Consider the following 15576-nt stretch of genomic DNA (forward strand, 5'->3'; position numbering starts at 1 on the left):
GCCCCCGCCGCGCGCGCTGCGCCTCGTCAGGCCTTCATCGTCCCGGTGCGCACGTAGCGCTCGTGCCACGACAGCGCCTCGGCGAGCAGGTGCGGCGTGTGCTTGCCGAAGCTCTCGTGCGACGCGCGCTCGAAGTAGTCCTCGAGCATCGGCCGGTAGTCGGGATGCGCGCAGGTCGCGATGACCTTGCGCGCGCGCTGCTTCGGCGACAGGCCGCGCAGGTCCGCGAGGCCCTGCTCGGTCACGATCACCCCGACGTCGTGCTCGGTATGGTCGACGTGGCTCGCCATCGGCACGATGCGCGAGATCGCCCCGCCCTTCGCGGTGCTGGCCGACATGAAGCACGACAGATAGCCGTTGCGCGCGAAGTCGCCCGAGCCGCCGATGCCGTTCTGGATTTTCGTGCCCATCACGTGGGTCGAGTTCACGTTGCCGTAGATGTCGGCCTCGATCATCCCGTTCATCGCGATGCAGCCGAGGCGGCGCACGAGTTCGGGATGGTTGCTGATCTCCTGCGGGCGCAGCACGATCTTCTCGCGGAACGTCGCGATCTCGTCGGCGAAGCGCTGCACGGCGGTCGGGCTCAGCGACAGCGCGGTGGCCGACGCGAAGCTCAGCGTGCCGTCCTGGAGCAGGTCGAGCATGCCGTCCTGGATCACCTCGGTGTACGCGGTCAGGTTCGCGAAGCCGGCCGAGCTCAGTTCCGCGAGCACCGCGTTCGTGATGTTGCCGACGCCCGACTGCAGCGGCAGCAGGTTTTCAGGCAGGCGGCCGCGCTTCACTTCGTGGCGCAGGAAATCGATCAGTTGATGCGCGATCTGCTTGGACGTCGCATCCGGCGCGGAGAACGCATTGCTGCGATCCGGCGCATCGGTCTCGACGATCGCGACGATCTTGTCGGCCGGGCAGCGCAGGTAAGGCTCGCCGATGCGGTCGTCGCTCTTCGTCAGCGGGATCGGCTTGCGGTGCGGCGGCAGCGCGGTGCCGTAGTAGACGTCGTGCATCCCGTCGAGGCCGATCGGCTGGCGCGAGTTGACCTCGAGGATCACGTGCTTCGCGCGTTCGAGCCAGGTCTTGTTGTTGCCGATCGATGCCGACGGAATCAGCAATCCGTCCTCGCGGATGCCCGCGACTTCGACGATCGCGACGTCGAGGTCGCCGTACAGCCCGAACCACGCATATTGCGCGACGTGGCTCAGGTGGACGTCCTGGTAATCGACTTCGCCGTTGTTGATCTTGTCGCGCAGCGTCGGGTCGGACTGGTACGGCAGCCGCATCGAGATGCCGTTGGTGCGGGCAAGCGCGCCGTCGAGCTCAGGCGCGGTCGAGGCGCCGGTCAGCACGTTGATGCGGAAGTCCTCGCCGCGCGCATGCGCCGCGTCGATATGGGCGGCCAGCGCGGCCGGCACGGCCTTCGGATAGCCGGACCCGGTAAAGCCGCTCATGGCGACGGTCATGCCGGGACGGATCAGCGCGGCGGCTTCGTCGGCGGTGCGGACGAGCGAACGCAGGGCGGGAGCGAGGATGCGTGATGAAGACATGGCTGGTTTCTGACGCTTTGGTCTGTCGTTAACGTCGCGGGGGGTGTCTCCTGAGCGACATGAAGCCCTTGGGGCCGCGAGAGGCGGCCGGCACCACAGGCACGGTCGGAGTATCGCAGAGGCAATCGCCGCGAAATGTCCGCTGTATGAAAAAGATCCTTGCCGAATTTGCCGCGTATCGAACGGTCGTTCTGTGAGAAGCGCGCCACACTCGCCGGATGCACCGGTAAAGTGCACGACGACGCATGCATCGGATGACCGGTCGGCTATTGACAACCCCATGGCATCAATCGAAGAATTCACGACCGGATTTCACGACGAACGACCGGCAATGGCCGATACCCGTCCGGCGCGGCCAATTGTCGCCCGATGCGCTTTTCCCGGACCTGACGCGCATCAAGGTCGCATGCGCCGCGCGCCGCCGGCCGGCCGCCCCGGAAAGCCCCGCCGCACCGGCCCTCGCGGCCCGTCCGCCCTTGACGGACGCGCGCCCCGAACCACACTGGAATGAGGGGCCGGCCGCCCCGCCCGCGTGCCCTTTCCGTGTGCACGCCCGTCGACCGGCCAGCCACCGCAAGACGCGGTAACACTCGCGCATGTCAGGACATTGATCGAATAAAAAGCAACAAATTACAATTCCGTATATATTTCGCCGATGGACCAAAGAAAAACCGCCGCACGCTCCGAGCCGCCCCTGCCACGCACCTGGGATGCGCGGCTCGCGCGCTCGCTTGTCCGACCGCTCGTCGATACGCCGGTCACCCCGAATCACCTCACCACCCTCCGTCTGCTGATCGGCCTCGCCGGCGCCTGGTGCCTCGCGCACGGCGGCTTCGGCTGGAGCAACGCGGGCGCATTCCTGATCGTCCTGTCGAACTTCGTCGACCACACCGACGGCGAGCTTGCGCGCATCAGCGGCAAATCGAGCAAGATCGGTCATTTTTACGACCTCGCGGCCGATGCGCTCGTGACGATCGCGCTGTTCGTCAGCATGGGCGTCGGCATCGTCGCCCAGGGCGGCCAGATGGCCGCCTCGCCGGTGCTGCTCGGCGCGGTGGCCGGCGCGGCCGTCGCGCTGATCTTCTTCCTGCGCATGCGGATCGAATCGGTCGCCGGCAAGGCCGGCACCAAGCAGGCGTTCGCCGGCGGCTTCGAGACCGAAGACGTGCTGTACCTGCTGCCGCTCGTCACGCTGTTCGACGGCGTCGAGCCGTTCCTGCTCGCGGCGTCGATCGGCGCCCCGCTGTTCGCCGCCTGGGTCGTGATCGACTGGTGGCGCGTCGTCCGACGCGGCAACGTGACGCAAAATCCAACCGAAATCCAGGCTTCCAAATGACTCCTAGCACGCGCGACGACTCCGTGCTGAGCCCGGCACGCCCCGCGCCTGCGCGCGCGGCCGTGGCCGATCCCGATCGCACGGTGGCCGACTGCGTCGGCCCGCTCGACCTCGACCGCCTGCGCGGCGACTACACGCGCCAGGGATCGTTCCTGTACCTCGACGCGTTCCTGCCGGCCGACGCCCACGCGAAGCTCGCGCAGGCCGCCCGCGCGATGCAGGCCGGCCTGAACCGCAATTACCTGCCCGGCCACAAGCAGGGCGGCAGCGTGAGCCGCCATACGATCGACGAGCAGGCGCCCTATATCGCCGAGCTGTACCGGTCGAAGGCGCTGATCGCGTTCCTCGAGAAAATCACGGGCGACAAGCTGATGCTGTCGCCGGACGACGATCCGCACGCGTACGCGCTGTATTACTACACGAAACCCGGCGACCACATCGGCTGGCACTACGACACGTCGTACTACGACGGCCGCCGCTACACGCTGCTGATCGGCGTGATCGACGAATCGTCGTGCCGGCTCGACTACGAGCTGCACACGCGCAATCCGGACGTGGCCGACGAACCCGGCTCCGTGCAGATCGCCGACGGCGGCATCGTGCTGTTCGACGGCGACAAGCTGCGCCACCGCATCACGCCGCTCGGCCAGAACGAGATGCGCGTGTCGCTGACGTTCGAATACGTGACGAACCCCGGCATGCGGCCGTGGAAGCGCTTCATCTCGAACATGAAGGACGCGATCGCGTATTTCGGTTTCCGCCAGGTGTTCAAGCAACTGGCCACACGACGCACGACAGGGTCATGACACGCGCCGGGCTGATCCTGCTGTCCCTCGGAACAGCACTCTTCGTCGCGCTCCTCGCCTGGCAGGGCGTCGGCGCGGTCGCGTCCACGTTCCTCGCGGCCGGCTGGGGGCTCGCGCTCGTCGCGGCGTTCCACGTCGTGCCGCTCGTGATCGACGCCACCGCACTCTCCGTGATGTTCCGCCGCGGCCAGCCGGGCGCCGAGCTCGGCAACGCGCTGCGCGCGCGCTGGGTCGGCGAATCGGTGAACAGCCTGCTGCCCGCCGGGCAGATCGGCGGCCCGGTGCTGATGGTGCGCCACCTCGCGCAGCGCGGCACGCGGATGGCCGACGCGGCGGCGGTCGTCACGGTCAGCACGACGATGCAGGCGCTCGCGCAGATGGCGTTCGCGCTGATCGGCATCGCCGCGTTCAGCCTGTACGCCACGCACGAGTCCGTCGCGCACCTGCGCACGCCCGCGCTGATCGCCACCGGCGTGCTGGGCGCCCTCGCCGCGCTGTTCTACGCGGCGCAGCGGCGCGGGCTGTTCGGCCGCGGCATGCGCCTCGCGTCGAAGTTCCTCGGCCCGCGCGACTGGTCGTCGCTGGCCACCCGCGCCGACGCGATCGACGACGCGGTGGGCATGCTGTACCGCGACCGCGCGAAAGTCGCGAAGACGTTCGCGCTGAGCCTCGTCGGCTGGATCGTCGGCACCGCGGAAGTGTGGCTCGCGCTGCACTTCCTCGGCCACCCGGTGAGCTGGCTCGACGCGCTGCTGCTGGAAAGCGTCGGCCAGGCCATTCGCGGCGCGGCCTTCGCGATTCCGGGCTCGCTCGGCGCGCAGGAAGGCGGCTATCTGCTGCTCGCCCCGCTGGTCGGCCTGCCGCCCGAGGCGGCGCTCGCGCTGTCGCTCGCGAAGCGCGCGCGCGAACTCGCGCTCGGCCTGCCCGGCCTGCTCTATCTGCATTTCAGTGAAAGAAACTGGCAGCGGCGCCGTGCGCCGCAGCCGCTCGCCGACTGATCGTTCAGATCGCCGGCTTTTTGGTTGGAGAACCCATGCGAGCCATCATTCTTGCGGCAGGCCTCGGCTTGCGCCTGCAACAACCGCCCGAGGCGCAATTCCCGAAGTGCCTGCTGCGCTTCGACGACCTGTCGCTGCTCGAGCGCCATCTGCGCGTACTCGACGCCGCGGGCGTCGACGAGATCGTGCTCGGGCTCGGCTTCCAGTCCGAGAAGGTCGAGCAGGAACTGAAGCGCCTCGGCCGCCAGGCCGAGATCGTGATCAACGAACGCTACGACCTCGGCAGCGTGCTGACCGTGCACACCGTCGCCGACGCGATGACGCGCGGCGGCGACGTGCTGCTGATGGACGCGGACGTGCTGTACGACGAGAACATCCTGCACGCGCTGGTGGCCGATTCCGACCGGGCGGTCGACCGCCTGCTGATCGACCGCGACTTCGAGGCCGGCGACGAACCCGTGAAGCTGTGCCTGAAGAACGGCGTGCCGGTCGAGCTGCGCAAGCAGCTCGCGGTCGACCTCGAGTACGACACGATCGGCGAATCGGTCGGCTTCTTCCGCTTCACCGAGCACACCGCGCGCCGCCTCGCGACGATCGTCGCGGGCTACGTCGACAGCGGCCGCGCGAACATGCCGCACGAGGAAGCCGTGCGCGACCTGCTGCTCGAAGGCGGCCATTCGTTCGACGTCGCCGACGTCACCGGCTCGCCGTGGATCGAGATCGACTTCCCGAACGACGTCGCACGCGCCACACAAGACATCCTTCCCCTGATTCAACGCACTACCGCAGGAGCCGCACGATGAACGCCCGCGAACCCAACTTCACCGAATCGCGCAGCGCACGCCTGCGCCGCATGCTCGTCAGCAGCGACCTCGAATTCCTGATGGAAGCGCACAACGGCCTGTCCGCGCGCATCGTCCGCGAAGCCGGCTTCAAGGGGATCTGGGCGTCGGGCCTCGCGATCTCCGCGCAGTTCGGCGTGCGCGACAACAACGAAGCGAGCTGGACCCAGGTCGTCGACGTGCTCGAATTCATGGCGGACGCGAGCGACCTGCCGATCCTGCTCGACGGCGACACCGGCTACGGCAACTTCAACAACGTGCGCCGCCTCGTGAAGAAGCTCGAGCAGCGCGGCATCGCGGGCGTCTGCATCGAAGACAAGCAGTTCCCGAAGACCAACAGCTTCATCGGCGGCGAGCGCCAGCCGCTCGCGGAAATCGACGAGTTCTGCGGCAAGATCAAGGCCGGCAAGGATTCGCAGACCGATCCCGACTTCTCGATCGTCGCGCGTGTCGAAGCGCTGATCGCAGGCTGGGGGATGGACGAGGCACTGCGCCGCGCGAACGCGTATGCGGAAGCCGGCGCCGACGCGATCCTGATCCACAGCAAGCTGTCGCGCCCCGACGAGATCCTGCAGTTCGCGCGCGAATGGAGCGGCAAGGCGCCGCTCGTGATCGTGCCGACCAAGTACTACAGCACGCCGACCGACGTGTTCCGCCAGGCCGGCATCAGCACCGTGATCTGGGCGAACCACCTGATCCGCGCGTCGGCATCCGCGATGCAGGCGACCGCACGCGAGATCCACGAAAGCGAAACGCTGATCAACGTCGAGGACCGCGTGGCATCGGTCAACGAGATCTTCCGCCTGCAGGACGCCGACGAGTACTCGGCGGCCGAGCGCATCTACCTGTCGTCGTCGTCGCGCGCGTCGAACGCCGCGATCGTGCTCGCAGCGAGCCGCGGCAAGGGCCTCGAAGCCGTAACCGAGGATAAACCCAAGGTCATGCTGCCGGTCGCCGGCAAGCCGCTGCTGCGCTGGCTCGTCGACGGCTTCAAGACGCACGGCGTGAACGACATCACCGTGGTCGGCGGCTATCGCGCCGACGCGATCGACACGTCGGGCATCAAGCTCGTGGTCAACGAACGCCATGCGCAGACGGGCGAACTCGCGTCGCTCGCATGCGCGGCCGAACGCCTGACCGGCGACACCGTGATCTCGTACGGCGACCTGCTGTTCCGCAGCTACATCGTGCGCGACCTCGCGGAGAGCGAGGCCGAGTTCAGCGTGGTGGTCGATTCGTCGCTGACCGAGCCGACCAACCAGAGCGTGCGCGATTTCGCGCTGTGCTCGGCGGCGGACGATCGTGGCCTGTTCGGCCAGAAGACCTATCTGCAACGCGTATCGAGCGACGTCGCCGCAGGCACGCCGCACGGCCGCTGGATCGGCCTCCTGAACGTGCGCGGCGCGGGCGTCGACCGCCTGAAGGCGATGCTCGCGACGCTGCAGGCGCGCGACGATTTCGACTCGCTCGACATCCCCGCGCTCCTCAACGAACTGATCGCCGCCGGCGAGAAGATCGAGGTGCAGTACGTGCACGGCCACTGGCGCGGTGTGAACGATCTCGATGACTTCCGCCGCGCGGGCGACTTCGCGCACGGCCAGACGCCGCTGTCCGAACCGGGCACCGGCAACGGGGGCGCGCAATGATCGAAGCGGCCCAGTTCGTCGAGGCCGCGCGCGAGCGCGGTTTCGACTGGTACGCGGGCGTGCCCTGCTCGTACCTGACGCCGTTCATCAATTACGTGCTGCAGGACCCGACGCTGAATTACGTGTCGGCCGCGAACGAAGGCGACGCGGTCGCGCTGATCGCGGGCGCGACGCTCGGCGGCAAACGCGGCATCGCGATGATGCAGAACTCGGGGCTCGGCAACGCGGTGAGCCCGCTCACGTCGCTGACCTGGACGTTCCGCCTGCCGCAACTGCTGATCGTCACGTGGCGCGGCCAGCCCGGTGTCGCCGACGAGCCGCAGCACGCGCTGATGGGCCCGATCACGCCCGCGATGCTCGACACGATGGAGATCCCGTGGGAGACGTTCCCGACCGACCCCGAACAGGTCGGCCCGGCACTCGACCGCGCGATCGCGCACATGGACGCGACCGGCCGCCCGTACGCGCTCGTGATGCAGAAAGGCAGCGTCGCACCGTATGAACTGAAGGCCAACCCGGCCGCGACGCCGCGCGCGCACCTCGCCGCGCACACGTCGTCGCGCGCCGCATCGGCCGATGCATGGCCGACCCGCCACGATGCGCTGCAGCGCGTGATCGCGCACACGCCGGTCGATTCGACCGTGGTGCTCGCGTCGACCGGCTTCTGCGGCCGCGAACTCTACGCGCTCGACGACCGCCCGAACCAGCTGTACATGGTCGGCTCGATGGGCTGCGTGACGCCGTTCGCGCTCGGCCTCGCGCTCGCGCGCCCCGACCTGCGCGTGGTGGCCGTCGATGGCGACGGCGCCGCGCTGATGCGCATGGGCGCGTTCGCGACGCTCGGCGCCTACGGGCCGGCCAACCTCACGCACGTGCTGCTCGACAACGGCGCGCACGAATCGACGGGCGGCCAGGCAACGGTGTCGCAGCACGTGTCGTTCGCGGGCGTCGCGGCCGCGTGCGGCTACGCGTCGGCGGTCGAAGGCGACACGCTCGACGTGCTCGATGCCGCGCTGGCCGGGCCGAACGACGGCGTACGGTTCGTGCGCCTCGCGATCCGCACCGGCGTACCCGACGGCCTGCCCCGCCCGACCGTCACGCCGGTCGAGGTCAAGACCCGTCTGATGCGGCACATCGGCGCCGCGCAGACCGAAGCCCACGTTGAAGGAGCTCATTGATGCTGCTGCTGAACCCCGGCCCGGTAACGCTGACCGAACGCGTGCGCCGCAGCCTGCTGCAACCCGACCTGTGCCATCGCGAAGGCGAATTCTTCGACCTGCAGGACGAAGCGCGCGCGCGCCTCGTCGCCGCCTACGAACTCGATCCGGCCGAATGGACGGCCGTGCTGATGACGGGTTCGGGCACGGCCGCCGTCGAAAGCATGGTCGCGGCGCTGGTGCCGCAGGACGGCAAGCTGCTGGTGATCGAGAACGGCGTGTACGGCGAGCGGATCACGCAGATCGCGACGCAGTACGGCATCGCGCACGACGTGCTGAAGCATGAATGGATGCAGGCGCCCGATCTCGCGCAGATCGCCGCGCGGCTCGACGCGGGCGGCTATTCGCACGTCGCCGTGATTCATCACGAAACGACCACCGGCCGCCTGAACGATCTCGGCGCGATCGCCGACGTGTGCCGCTCGCGCGGCGTGAAAATGCTCGTCGACGGCGTCAGCAGCTTCGGCGCGGAAGCGATCGACTTCGCCGGCGGCGACATCGACGCGGTGGCCGCAACCGCGAACAAGTGCCTGCACGGCGTGCCGGGCGCGGCGTTCGTGATCGTGCGCCGCAGCGCGCTCGCGAAAGCGGCGAGCCGCACGTACTACCTCGACCTCGGCCGCCTCGCGAAGCTGCAGGACCAGCGCAATACGCCGTTCACGCCTTCCGTGCACGCGTACTATGCGCTCGTCGAGGCGCTGCGCGAGTTCGACGAGGCCGGCGGCTGGCGTGCGCGCCATGCGCATTACAAGGCGCTCGCCGATCAAGCGCAGGCCGGCCTCGCCGCGCGCGGCATGCCGCTCGTGCTGCCGGAAGGCGCGTCATCGGTCGTGCTGCGCGCGTACCGGCTGCCGCAGGGCGTGACGTACGAAGCGCTGCACGACGGGTTGAAGGCGCGCGGCTTCGTGATCTACGCGGGGCAAGGCGGGCTGTCGAAGGAGCTGTTCCGGATCTCGACGATGGGCGCGATCCAGGCGGCCGACGTCGACCGTTTGCTGGAAGGCTTTACGGCGCTGACGCGGTAAGCCGCACGCGCCGCTTCGGCGACGCAAGGGCCGCGACGCATGAACCCCAAGGGCCGGACATCGTTCCGGCCCTTGGGGTTTTTTCATGTTCGGGCGCGACGCTTTCGCGTCACTCGTCCCGGCGCATGTCCTTGCGATAATCCGTAGGACTGCTGCCGGTCCAGTGCTTGAAGGCGCGACAGAAACCGGTTGCGTCGGAAAACCCGAGGTCGAACGCCAGCACCGCGACGCTGGTGTTCGAGTTCGTCAGCCGATCGACGGCGATATCCCTTCGCAATCCGTCCTTCACCTGCTGGAAATGCGTGCCCTCTTCCGCGAACCGGCGGTTGAGCGTGCGCACCGACGTGTGCAATGCCTGCGCGAGCGCCTGTATCGTCGGCGGCTGCGCAATATTGCGTTCGAGATGCTCGCGCGTGCGCGCCACGATCGAACCGTGATGAAACACGCTGAAAGTCCAGGCGCCGGGCGCCGCTTTCAGGAATGCCCATAGTTCGTGCTTTTCGCGCTTGAACGCCTCGGCGCAATCCTGGTACGCGAACTGGATGCTCGTGGCCGCCGCATCGAAGTGCACGGTGCCGGGGAACAGGAAGGCATAGTCCTCCACGTGCCTCGGCCTGGCGAAACCGAACTCGACCCGCTGCACGGCGAGTTCCCGGCCCAGCAGCCAGGATGCCATCCCGTGCGCGAGCTTCATCATCAACTCGTGCCCGAGCGGCGCGACCTGCGTGCCGGGCTGGCGCTCCGCCAGCATCAGCCGCACCAGGTCGTTCTTCGTCGAAATCTGCAGCCGGTAGTCGTCCAACAGCAAATTCCAGAACCGGACGAAACGATTGAACGCGACCAGTACCGTCGGCGCGTCGAGCAGGCTGAGCATCAGGTATTTCAACGTGCCGCCCCGGATCGGCCGGGACCAGAGCCCCAGCATCTCGTCATCGAGCGTCGCGGCGACGGTCCTGTACAGCGCGACGTATTGCTGGCGCGTGATCCGCGCATCGGGCTGATCGAGCAGGGATTGCGGGATGGCCGCGCCGGCGAGGACGTGCGCCGCCGCGTCTTCCCCGTGACGGGTGCGAACGGCGCGCAGCATCCCGTGCAGGAAGTGCGACGACACCGTGAGAGGACGTTGCCGGGATGCATTCATGGTCCAATCATTATGGCGCATTTTGCATATTGATTGGCGCGATGTGCGAATTCCTGGCTGGCAACATCCCTATACTGGCTCGACTATTCCGCGATTCATGAACTTTCCGACAGTTGCCGGATGGCGCATTGTGCCAATCTCCGGCGGCCTGTCTTCGTCCATCAAAAGAGGAGCACGGTTTGAACACGAGACGCATCGTCGTGACAGGCATGGGTATGGTTTCGCCGTTGGGATGCGGCGTCGAGTCCGCATGGAGCCGCCTGCTGAGCGGCCATTCGGGCCTGATCGGCCTGCCCGACGACATCACCGAAGGGATTGCCGCGAAGGTCGGCGGCGCCGTGCCCGTGCTGACGCCGGACAGCCCGTGGGGATTCGATCCTGCCGTCGCGGTGGAACCGAAGGACCAGAAGAAGATGGACCGGTTCAGCCTGTTCGCGCTGGCCGCCGCGCAGGAGGCGCTGAATCAGGCCGGGTGGCAACCCGGAACCGAAAGCGCGCGCGAGAGGACGGCCACCGTCGTGGCGTCCGGCGTCGGCGGGTTCGGTGCGATCGCGGAAGCGGTCAGGGTGACCGACAACCGCGGGCCAAGGCGGCTTTCTCCGTTTACCGTTCCCAGCTTCCTGGCCAACATGGCGGCCGGCCACATCTCCATCCGCCACGGCTTTCGCGGCCCGCTGGGCGCGCCCGTGACCGCCTGCGCCGCCAGCGCGCAGGCCATTGGCGACGCGGCGCGCCTGATCCGGTCGGGCGAGGCCGACATTGCCGTGTGCGGCGGCGCCGAGGCCTGCATCGACCGGGTCAGCCTCGGGTCGTTCGCCGCGGCAAGAACCATGTCGACGGGATTCAACGAGCACCCCGTGCAGGCATCGCGCCCGTTCGACGCCGCGCGCGACGGCTTCGTCATGGGAGAAGGCGCCGGCATGCTCGTCATCGAAACACTGGAGCACGCGCTGCAGCGCGGCGCCACGCCGATTGCGGAAGTGCTCGGCTATGGCACGAGCGCCGACGCGTACCACATGACGTCTCCGCCCGACGATGGAAGCGGCGGACGACGCGCGATGGAACTGGCGATCCGGCAGGCAAATCTCGACCCCGCGCTGATCGGGCACCTGAACGCTCATGCGACCTCCACGCCCGTCGGCGACATCAGCGAGCTGGCGGCCATCAAGGCGGTTTTCGGCACGGACCGCGGCCCCGCCGTATCGGCCACCAAGGGGTCGACCGGGCACTTGCTCGGCGCGGCCGGCGGCGTGGAAGCGATCTTCACCGTCCTGGCGCTGCGCGATCAGCTCGCGCCCCCGACGCTCAACCTGACGCAGCCCGATCCGGCGGCGGCAGGCATCGACATCGTCGGCGGATCGGCCCGCCGCATCTCGACGGAATACGCGATCTCCAACGGCTTCGGTTTCGGGGGCGTCAATGCCAGCCTGGTGTTCGGTCGGCTATGATCCGGCTGCGGGCGCGAACGTGAGGCCCGGTGTGCGCAGCCGCGACTGCACTTGGCCTGCGGGTGTCGCGCGCGTCCGTCCACGGTTGCCCGGCGAAACGGGAGCCGCGCGAGCCTCGTGAAGCGGGCCCGAAACCGGTCGCGGCCCGTACGACGTCGAACGCGGCAACGGTCGCTGTACGCCGTTGTCCGCGCGTGTTCGCAAGCCCCTTCCACGACAATCCGAGAAAAAACCAGCCATCGTCACCATGAACGTCCTTCGCTTTGCCCCGCTGCTGGCACTCGCCGCCGCCCCTGTGGTTCATGCCGCCGACAGCCAGCCTTGCCCCGACGATACCGTCACGGCCATCGCCCGCTGGGCCGGCATCGCGAGCGCACGCATCGCGACACGCGATGCGGACCGGCTCGTCGTTGCGTCGGCATGCAAGGTCATGCCGAACGCGCCTGAAACGACGATCGCGGCCGTCGCGTTCGATTCGCTGCCGAAAGGCAGGAACCCGGACGAAAGCGACAAGCTGCAGGTGGTCGCACTGATCGAGGGCGGCAAGGTCGTGGCGGCCGAGCGGAAGGTGATCGAAGAAGATGCGACGACGGAAATCGGCGAGCACAGCTATCGCATCGATACCGCGCCGTACCGGCTGTCGCCCGACGTGCGCGCGTTCGGCGTGGTGTTCATGAGCAGCGCGCGCGGCGCGAGCTGCCCCGATGCGGACGCCAGTGACGAACTGACACTGTGGGTGCGCGACGGCGCCCGCATCCGTCCGGTGTTCGGCACCAACCTGTCCGGGTGGGTCAGCGTGGAGGGCGAAGCCTGCGGCCCGGGCGTCGGCGACGCGAGCAGCGAAGCGGCCCGCATGACGATCGCCGTCGAGAAAACCTCGACCCGCGGCTTCGCCGACCTGTCGATCACGGCGCATGTCACGAAGACGCAGCGCAAGGACGGCAACTACTCGGATACGGGCACGCGCACCGCGCGCACGATCGTCCGCTACGACGGCAAGTCATACGGGATCGATATGTTCCGGAACTTCTGGTATTCGCCCGCCGCGTTGAAGCGCTTCAAGTAAGGCCGCGCCGCCCGCCTGCTCCACCTGCTCCGACACCTTCGGCCCGGTCGCGACGCCCCGCGCCGGCATGCGCGGCGCGTCGCCGCGCACGCGCCGCGCCTCGCGTGCCGCATGGCGGTCCTTCAGCCGCAGGAACGGCTTCTCGACGAAGAAGTAGCTGGCCGTCGCGGCCAGCAACGCCCACACGATGCCGAGCGGAAACGCATGCGCGATCGGCAGGCCCGGGTTCGCGAACGGCTGCTGCCACAGATACAGGCTGAACGAGATCGTGCCGACGAACACCACCGGCCGCGCGCGCAGCCAGCGCGCGCACCAGAATTCGTCACGGAAATTCAGCACGACGATCACGATCGCGATCAGCGCGGCTTCGAGCGTCACGCCGTAGGTCGCATTCCAGAAACCGCCGAGCCGATGCTCGGCGAGCGGCATGCCGAACAGCACGAGCAGGACGATCGCCGTCACGATGCGCGCCTCGCCGCGCCACGAGCCGATCCACGCTTCGAGCCGTTCGCGGTTGAGCGACGCATAACAGCCGATCAGGATCGGATCGACGCCCGTGTGGAGCATCATCCCGAGCTGCCCGCGCAGCGCCGGCGCGGCGAAATACGTGACGGCGCGCACCAGCGGCACGAGCAGGATCAGCGCGGCCAGCCAGCGCGTGCCGCCGCGGCGCATGCCGGACACGAACAGCAGCGGCCAGAACCAGTAGAACTGCTCTTCGAGCGCGAGCGACCAGAAATGGCCGAGATACCACGCGCCGTCCGGATGCAGTGCGTTGTCGCCGCTCAGGCCGAACCACGCCGAGTAATTCCACAGGTGCAGCGCGGCGTACAGCCACTGCCGGCGGTCGACGTCGAACCCGCCCGCGCAGGCCGCGATCGCGACCGCCGCGAGGTAGACGTAGCAGGCCGGCCAGATCCTCAGCGCGCGGCGCACGTAGAACGGCCCGAGCGCGATGCCGCCGGTGCGCGCGAACTCGGCGCGCAGCACGCCGGTGATCAGGAAGCCGCTGAGGACGAAGAAGATCAGCACGCCGAGCCGCCCGTCGGCGATCAGCCGCAACGGCGCGTACGGGCCCGTATAGCCGCCGGGCAGCACGTGTTCGGCGTGCCCGACCACCACCATCGACACCGCGACGGCGCGCAACCCGGTCAACTGCGTGACGCGATGGTTCATCGGCTGGTTTCCGCTGGCACGGTGGAGGGGCGGCAGACCGGCGCCGCCGCGTCGGCACGCCGGTCTGCCGCCGGGATTCTCGACGAAAAATATCGGAACGAAATTGCTTCAAAAATGCCGGGGCGACGCCGCCGGCCGCACACGCGATCACGAGCCGACGTGCGCGGCGGCAAATGGGCATAATGACAAGCCTTGTCCGGCGGCAGCCGGTCCGATGCCTGCGCAACGATTCTTGCGGCGCCGCAGTCCCGTCAGCAAGCGCCCGCACACCGGCCCGCGCTTCGTCCTATTCCTGTCGCCCCCTCACCCGGAGCCTGACTGTGTACCCACCGATCGAACCTTACGCCCACGGCCACCTCGACACCGGCGACGGCCATCGCATTTACTGGGAACGCTGCGGCAATCCGGCCGGCAAGCCCGCCGTGTTCCTGCATGGCGGCCCCGGCGCCGGCTGCAGCCCCGATCATCGCCGCCTGTTCGATCCCGCGCGCTACGACATCCTGCTGTTCGATCAGCGCGGCTGCGGGCGCTCGACGCCGCATGCGAGCCTCGAGAACAACACGACGTGGCATCTGGTTGCCGATATCGAGCGCCTGCGCGAGATGGTCGGCGCGGAAAAATGGCTCGTGTTCGGCGGCTCGTGGGGCAGCGCGCTGTCGATCGCGTACGCGGAGACGCACCCCGAGCGCGTGAGCGCGCTGGTCGTGCGCGGCATCTTCACGATGCGCCGCGAGGAGCTGCTGTGGTACTACCAGGAAGGCGCGTCGTGGCTGTTCCCCGATCTGTGGGAAGCATTCCTTGCGCCGATTCCGGAAGCCGAGCGCGGCGACCTGATCGCCGCCTACCATCGCCGGCTGACCGGCGACGACGAGGCCGCGAAGCTCGAAGCCGCGCGCGCGTGGAGCATCTGGGAAGGCCGCACGATCACGCTGCTGCCCAATCCGGCGCTCGCCGCGCACTTCGCGGACGGCCACTACGCGCTGGCGTTCGCGCGGATCGAGAACCACTACTTCGTGAACGACGGCTTCGTCGAGGAAGGCCAGTTGCTGCGCGACGCGCATCGCCTCGCCGGCATCCCGGGCGCGATCGTGCAGGGCCGCTACGACGTCGCGACGCCCGCGCGTACCGCATGGGATCTGTCGAAGGCATGGCCGGACGCGACCTTCGAGATCGTGCCGGGCGCCGGGCACGCGTACAACGAGCCGGGCATCCTCGAGGCGCTCGTCGCGGCAACCGACCGGTTCGCGAACTAGAGCACGCTGCCACGCAGCGTCGCTCGCGAGCCGGCCGATCCGGCTCGCGCCTTCCCGCCGTCACTCCATCACGCCAGCCGG

General features: G+C 68.4%; 12 protein-coding genes and 1 pseudogene. 10 read left to right on the forward strand and 3 right to left on the reverse strand.

The window, feature by feature from the left end; translation table 11 throughout:
* Window positions 1-26: 26 nt before the first annotated feature.
* Window positions 27-1541, reverse strand: a complete 1515-nt coding sequence (locus GQ57_RS01095; RefSeq protein WP_031401417.1) for an acetyl-CoA hydrolase/transferase family protein — start codon at window positions 1539-1541, stop codon at window positions 27-29.
* Window positions 1542-2196: 655 nt separating this feature from the next.
* Between GQ57_RS01095 and GQ57_RS01100 the strand changes: the two genes are divergently transcribed.
* From GQ57_RS01100 to GQ57_RS01130, 7 genes are read left to right on the forward strand one after another with little or no spacing between them, the layout of a single operon-like run.
* Window positions 2197-2877: a CDP-alcohol phosphatidyltransferase family protein gene (locus tag GQ57_RS01100; protein WP_031401418.1), complete on the forward strand. Its 681-nt coding sequence runs from the start codon at window positions 2197-2199 to the stop codon at window positions 2875-2877.
* A complete protein-coding gene (locus tag GQ57_RS01105) occupies window positions 2874-3683 on the forward strand; it encodes a HalD/BesD family halogenase (RefSeq protein WP_034196809.1) in 810 nt (269 codons plus the stop codon). The genes GQ57_RS01100 and GQ57_RS01105 overlap by 4 nt, the downstream gene beginning before the upstream one ends.
* Window positions 3680-4681 carry an HpnL family protein gene (locus tag GQ57_RS01110; protein WP_031401420.1) on the forward strand — a complete coding sequence of 334 codons (1002 nt, stop codon included), beginning with the start codon at window positions 3680-3682 and terminating at the stop codon, window positions 4679-4681. The genes GQ57_RS01105 and GQ57_RS01110 overlap by 4 nt, the downstream gene beginning before the upstream one ends.
* Window positions 4682-4716: 35 nt before the next feature.
* A complete protein-coding gene (locus GQ57_RS01115) occupies window positions 4717-5484 on the forward strand; it encodes a phosphocholine cytidylyltransferase family protein (protein ID WP_031401421.1) in 768 nt (255 codons plus the stop codon).
* A complete protein-coding gene (aepX, locus tag GQ57_RS01120) occupies window positions 5481-7169 on the forward strand; it encodes a phosphoenolpyruvate mutase (RefSeq protein WP_031401422.1) in 1689 nt (562 codons plus the stop codon). The genes GQ57_RS01115 and aepX overlap by 4 nt, the downstream gene beginning before the upstream one ends.
* Window positions 7166-8347 carry a phosphonopyruvate decarboxylase gene (gene aepY / locus GQ57_RS01125; RefSeq protein ID WP_031401423.1) on the forward strand — a complete coding sequence of 394 codons (1182 nt, stop codon included), beginning with the start codon at window positions 7166-7168 and terminating at the stop codon, window positions 8345-8347. Before aepX ends, aepY begins: the two co-directional genes overlap by 4 nt.
* Window positions 8347-9411, forward strand: a complete 1065-nt coding sequence (locus tag GQ57_RS01130; protein WP_031401424.1) for a 2-aminoethylphosphonate aminotransferase — start codon at window positions 8347-8349, stop codon at window positions 9409-9411. The genes aepY and GQ57_RS01130 overlap by 1 nt, the downstream gene beginning before the upstream one ends.
* Before the next feature lie 109 nt (window positions 9412-9520).
* Here the strand turns inward: GQ57_RS01130 and GQ57_RS01135 are convergent, their stop codons facing one another.
* Window positions 9521-10552, reverse strand: coding sequence for an AraC family transcriptional regulator (locus GQ57_RS01135; protein ID WP_052000975.1), 1032 nt, complete (start codon window positions 10550-10552; stop codon window positions 9521-9523).
* A 179-nt stretch (window positions 10553-10731) separates the two neighbouring features.
* Between GQ57_RS01135 and fabF the strand changes: the two genes are divergently transcribed.
* Together fabF and GQ57_RS01145 are read left to right on the forward strand one after the other, a co-directional pair.
* Entirely contained in the window at window positions 10732-12000 is a 1269-nt protein-coding gene (gene fabF, locus GQ57_RS01140; RefSeq protein WP_034196810.1) for a beta-ketoacyl-ACP synthase II, read from the forward strand.
* Between the two features lie 247 nt (window positions 12001-12247).
* On the forward strand, window positions 12248-13066 hold the full coding sequence (locus tag GQ57_RS01145) for a hypothetical protein (RefSeq protein ID WP_034196811.1): 819 nt from the start codon (window positions 12248-12250) through the stop codon (window positions 13064-13066).
* A 27-nt stretch (window positions 13067-13093) separates the two neighbouring features.
* Here GQ57_RS01145 and GQ57_RS01150 read toward each other — a convergent pair.
* A pseudogene (locus tag GQ57_RS01150) lies at window positions 13094-14242 on the reverse strand (acyltransferase family protein); the annotation flags it as partial.
* Between the two features lie 320 nt (window positions 14243-14562).
* On the opposite strand from GQ57_RS01150, the gene pip reads away from it, so the two are divergent.
* Window positions 14563-15495: a prolyl aminopeptidase gene (gene pip, locus GQ57_RS01155; protein WP_031401429.1), complete on the forward strand. Its 933-nt coding sequence runs from the start codon at window positions 14563-14565 to the stop codon at window positions 15493-15495.
* Window positions 15496-15576 lie beyond the last annotated feature (81 nt).

The sequence above is a fragment of the Burkholderia sp. MSh2 genome, from assembly GCF_000731655.1.
In the GTDB taxonomy this organism is placed as follows: Bacteria; Pseudomonadota; Gammaproteobacteria; order Burkholderiales; family Burkholderiaceae; genus Burkholderia; species Burkholderia paludis.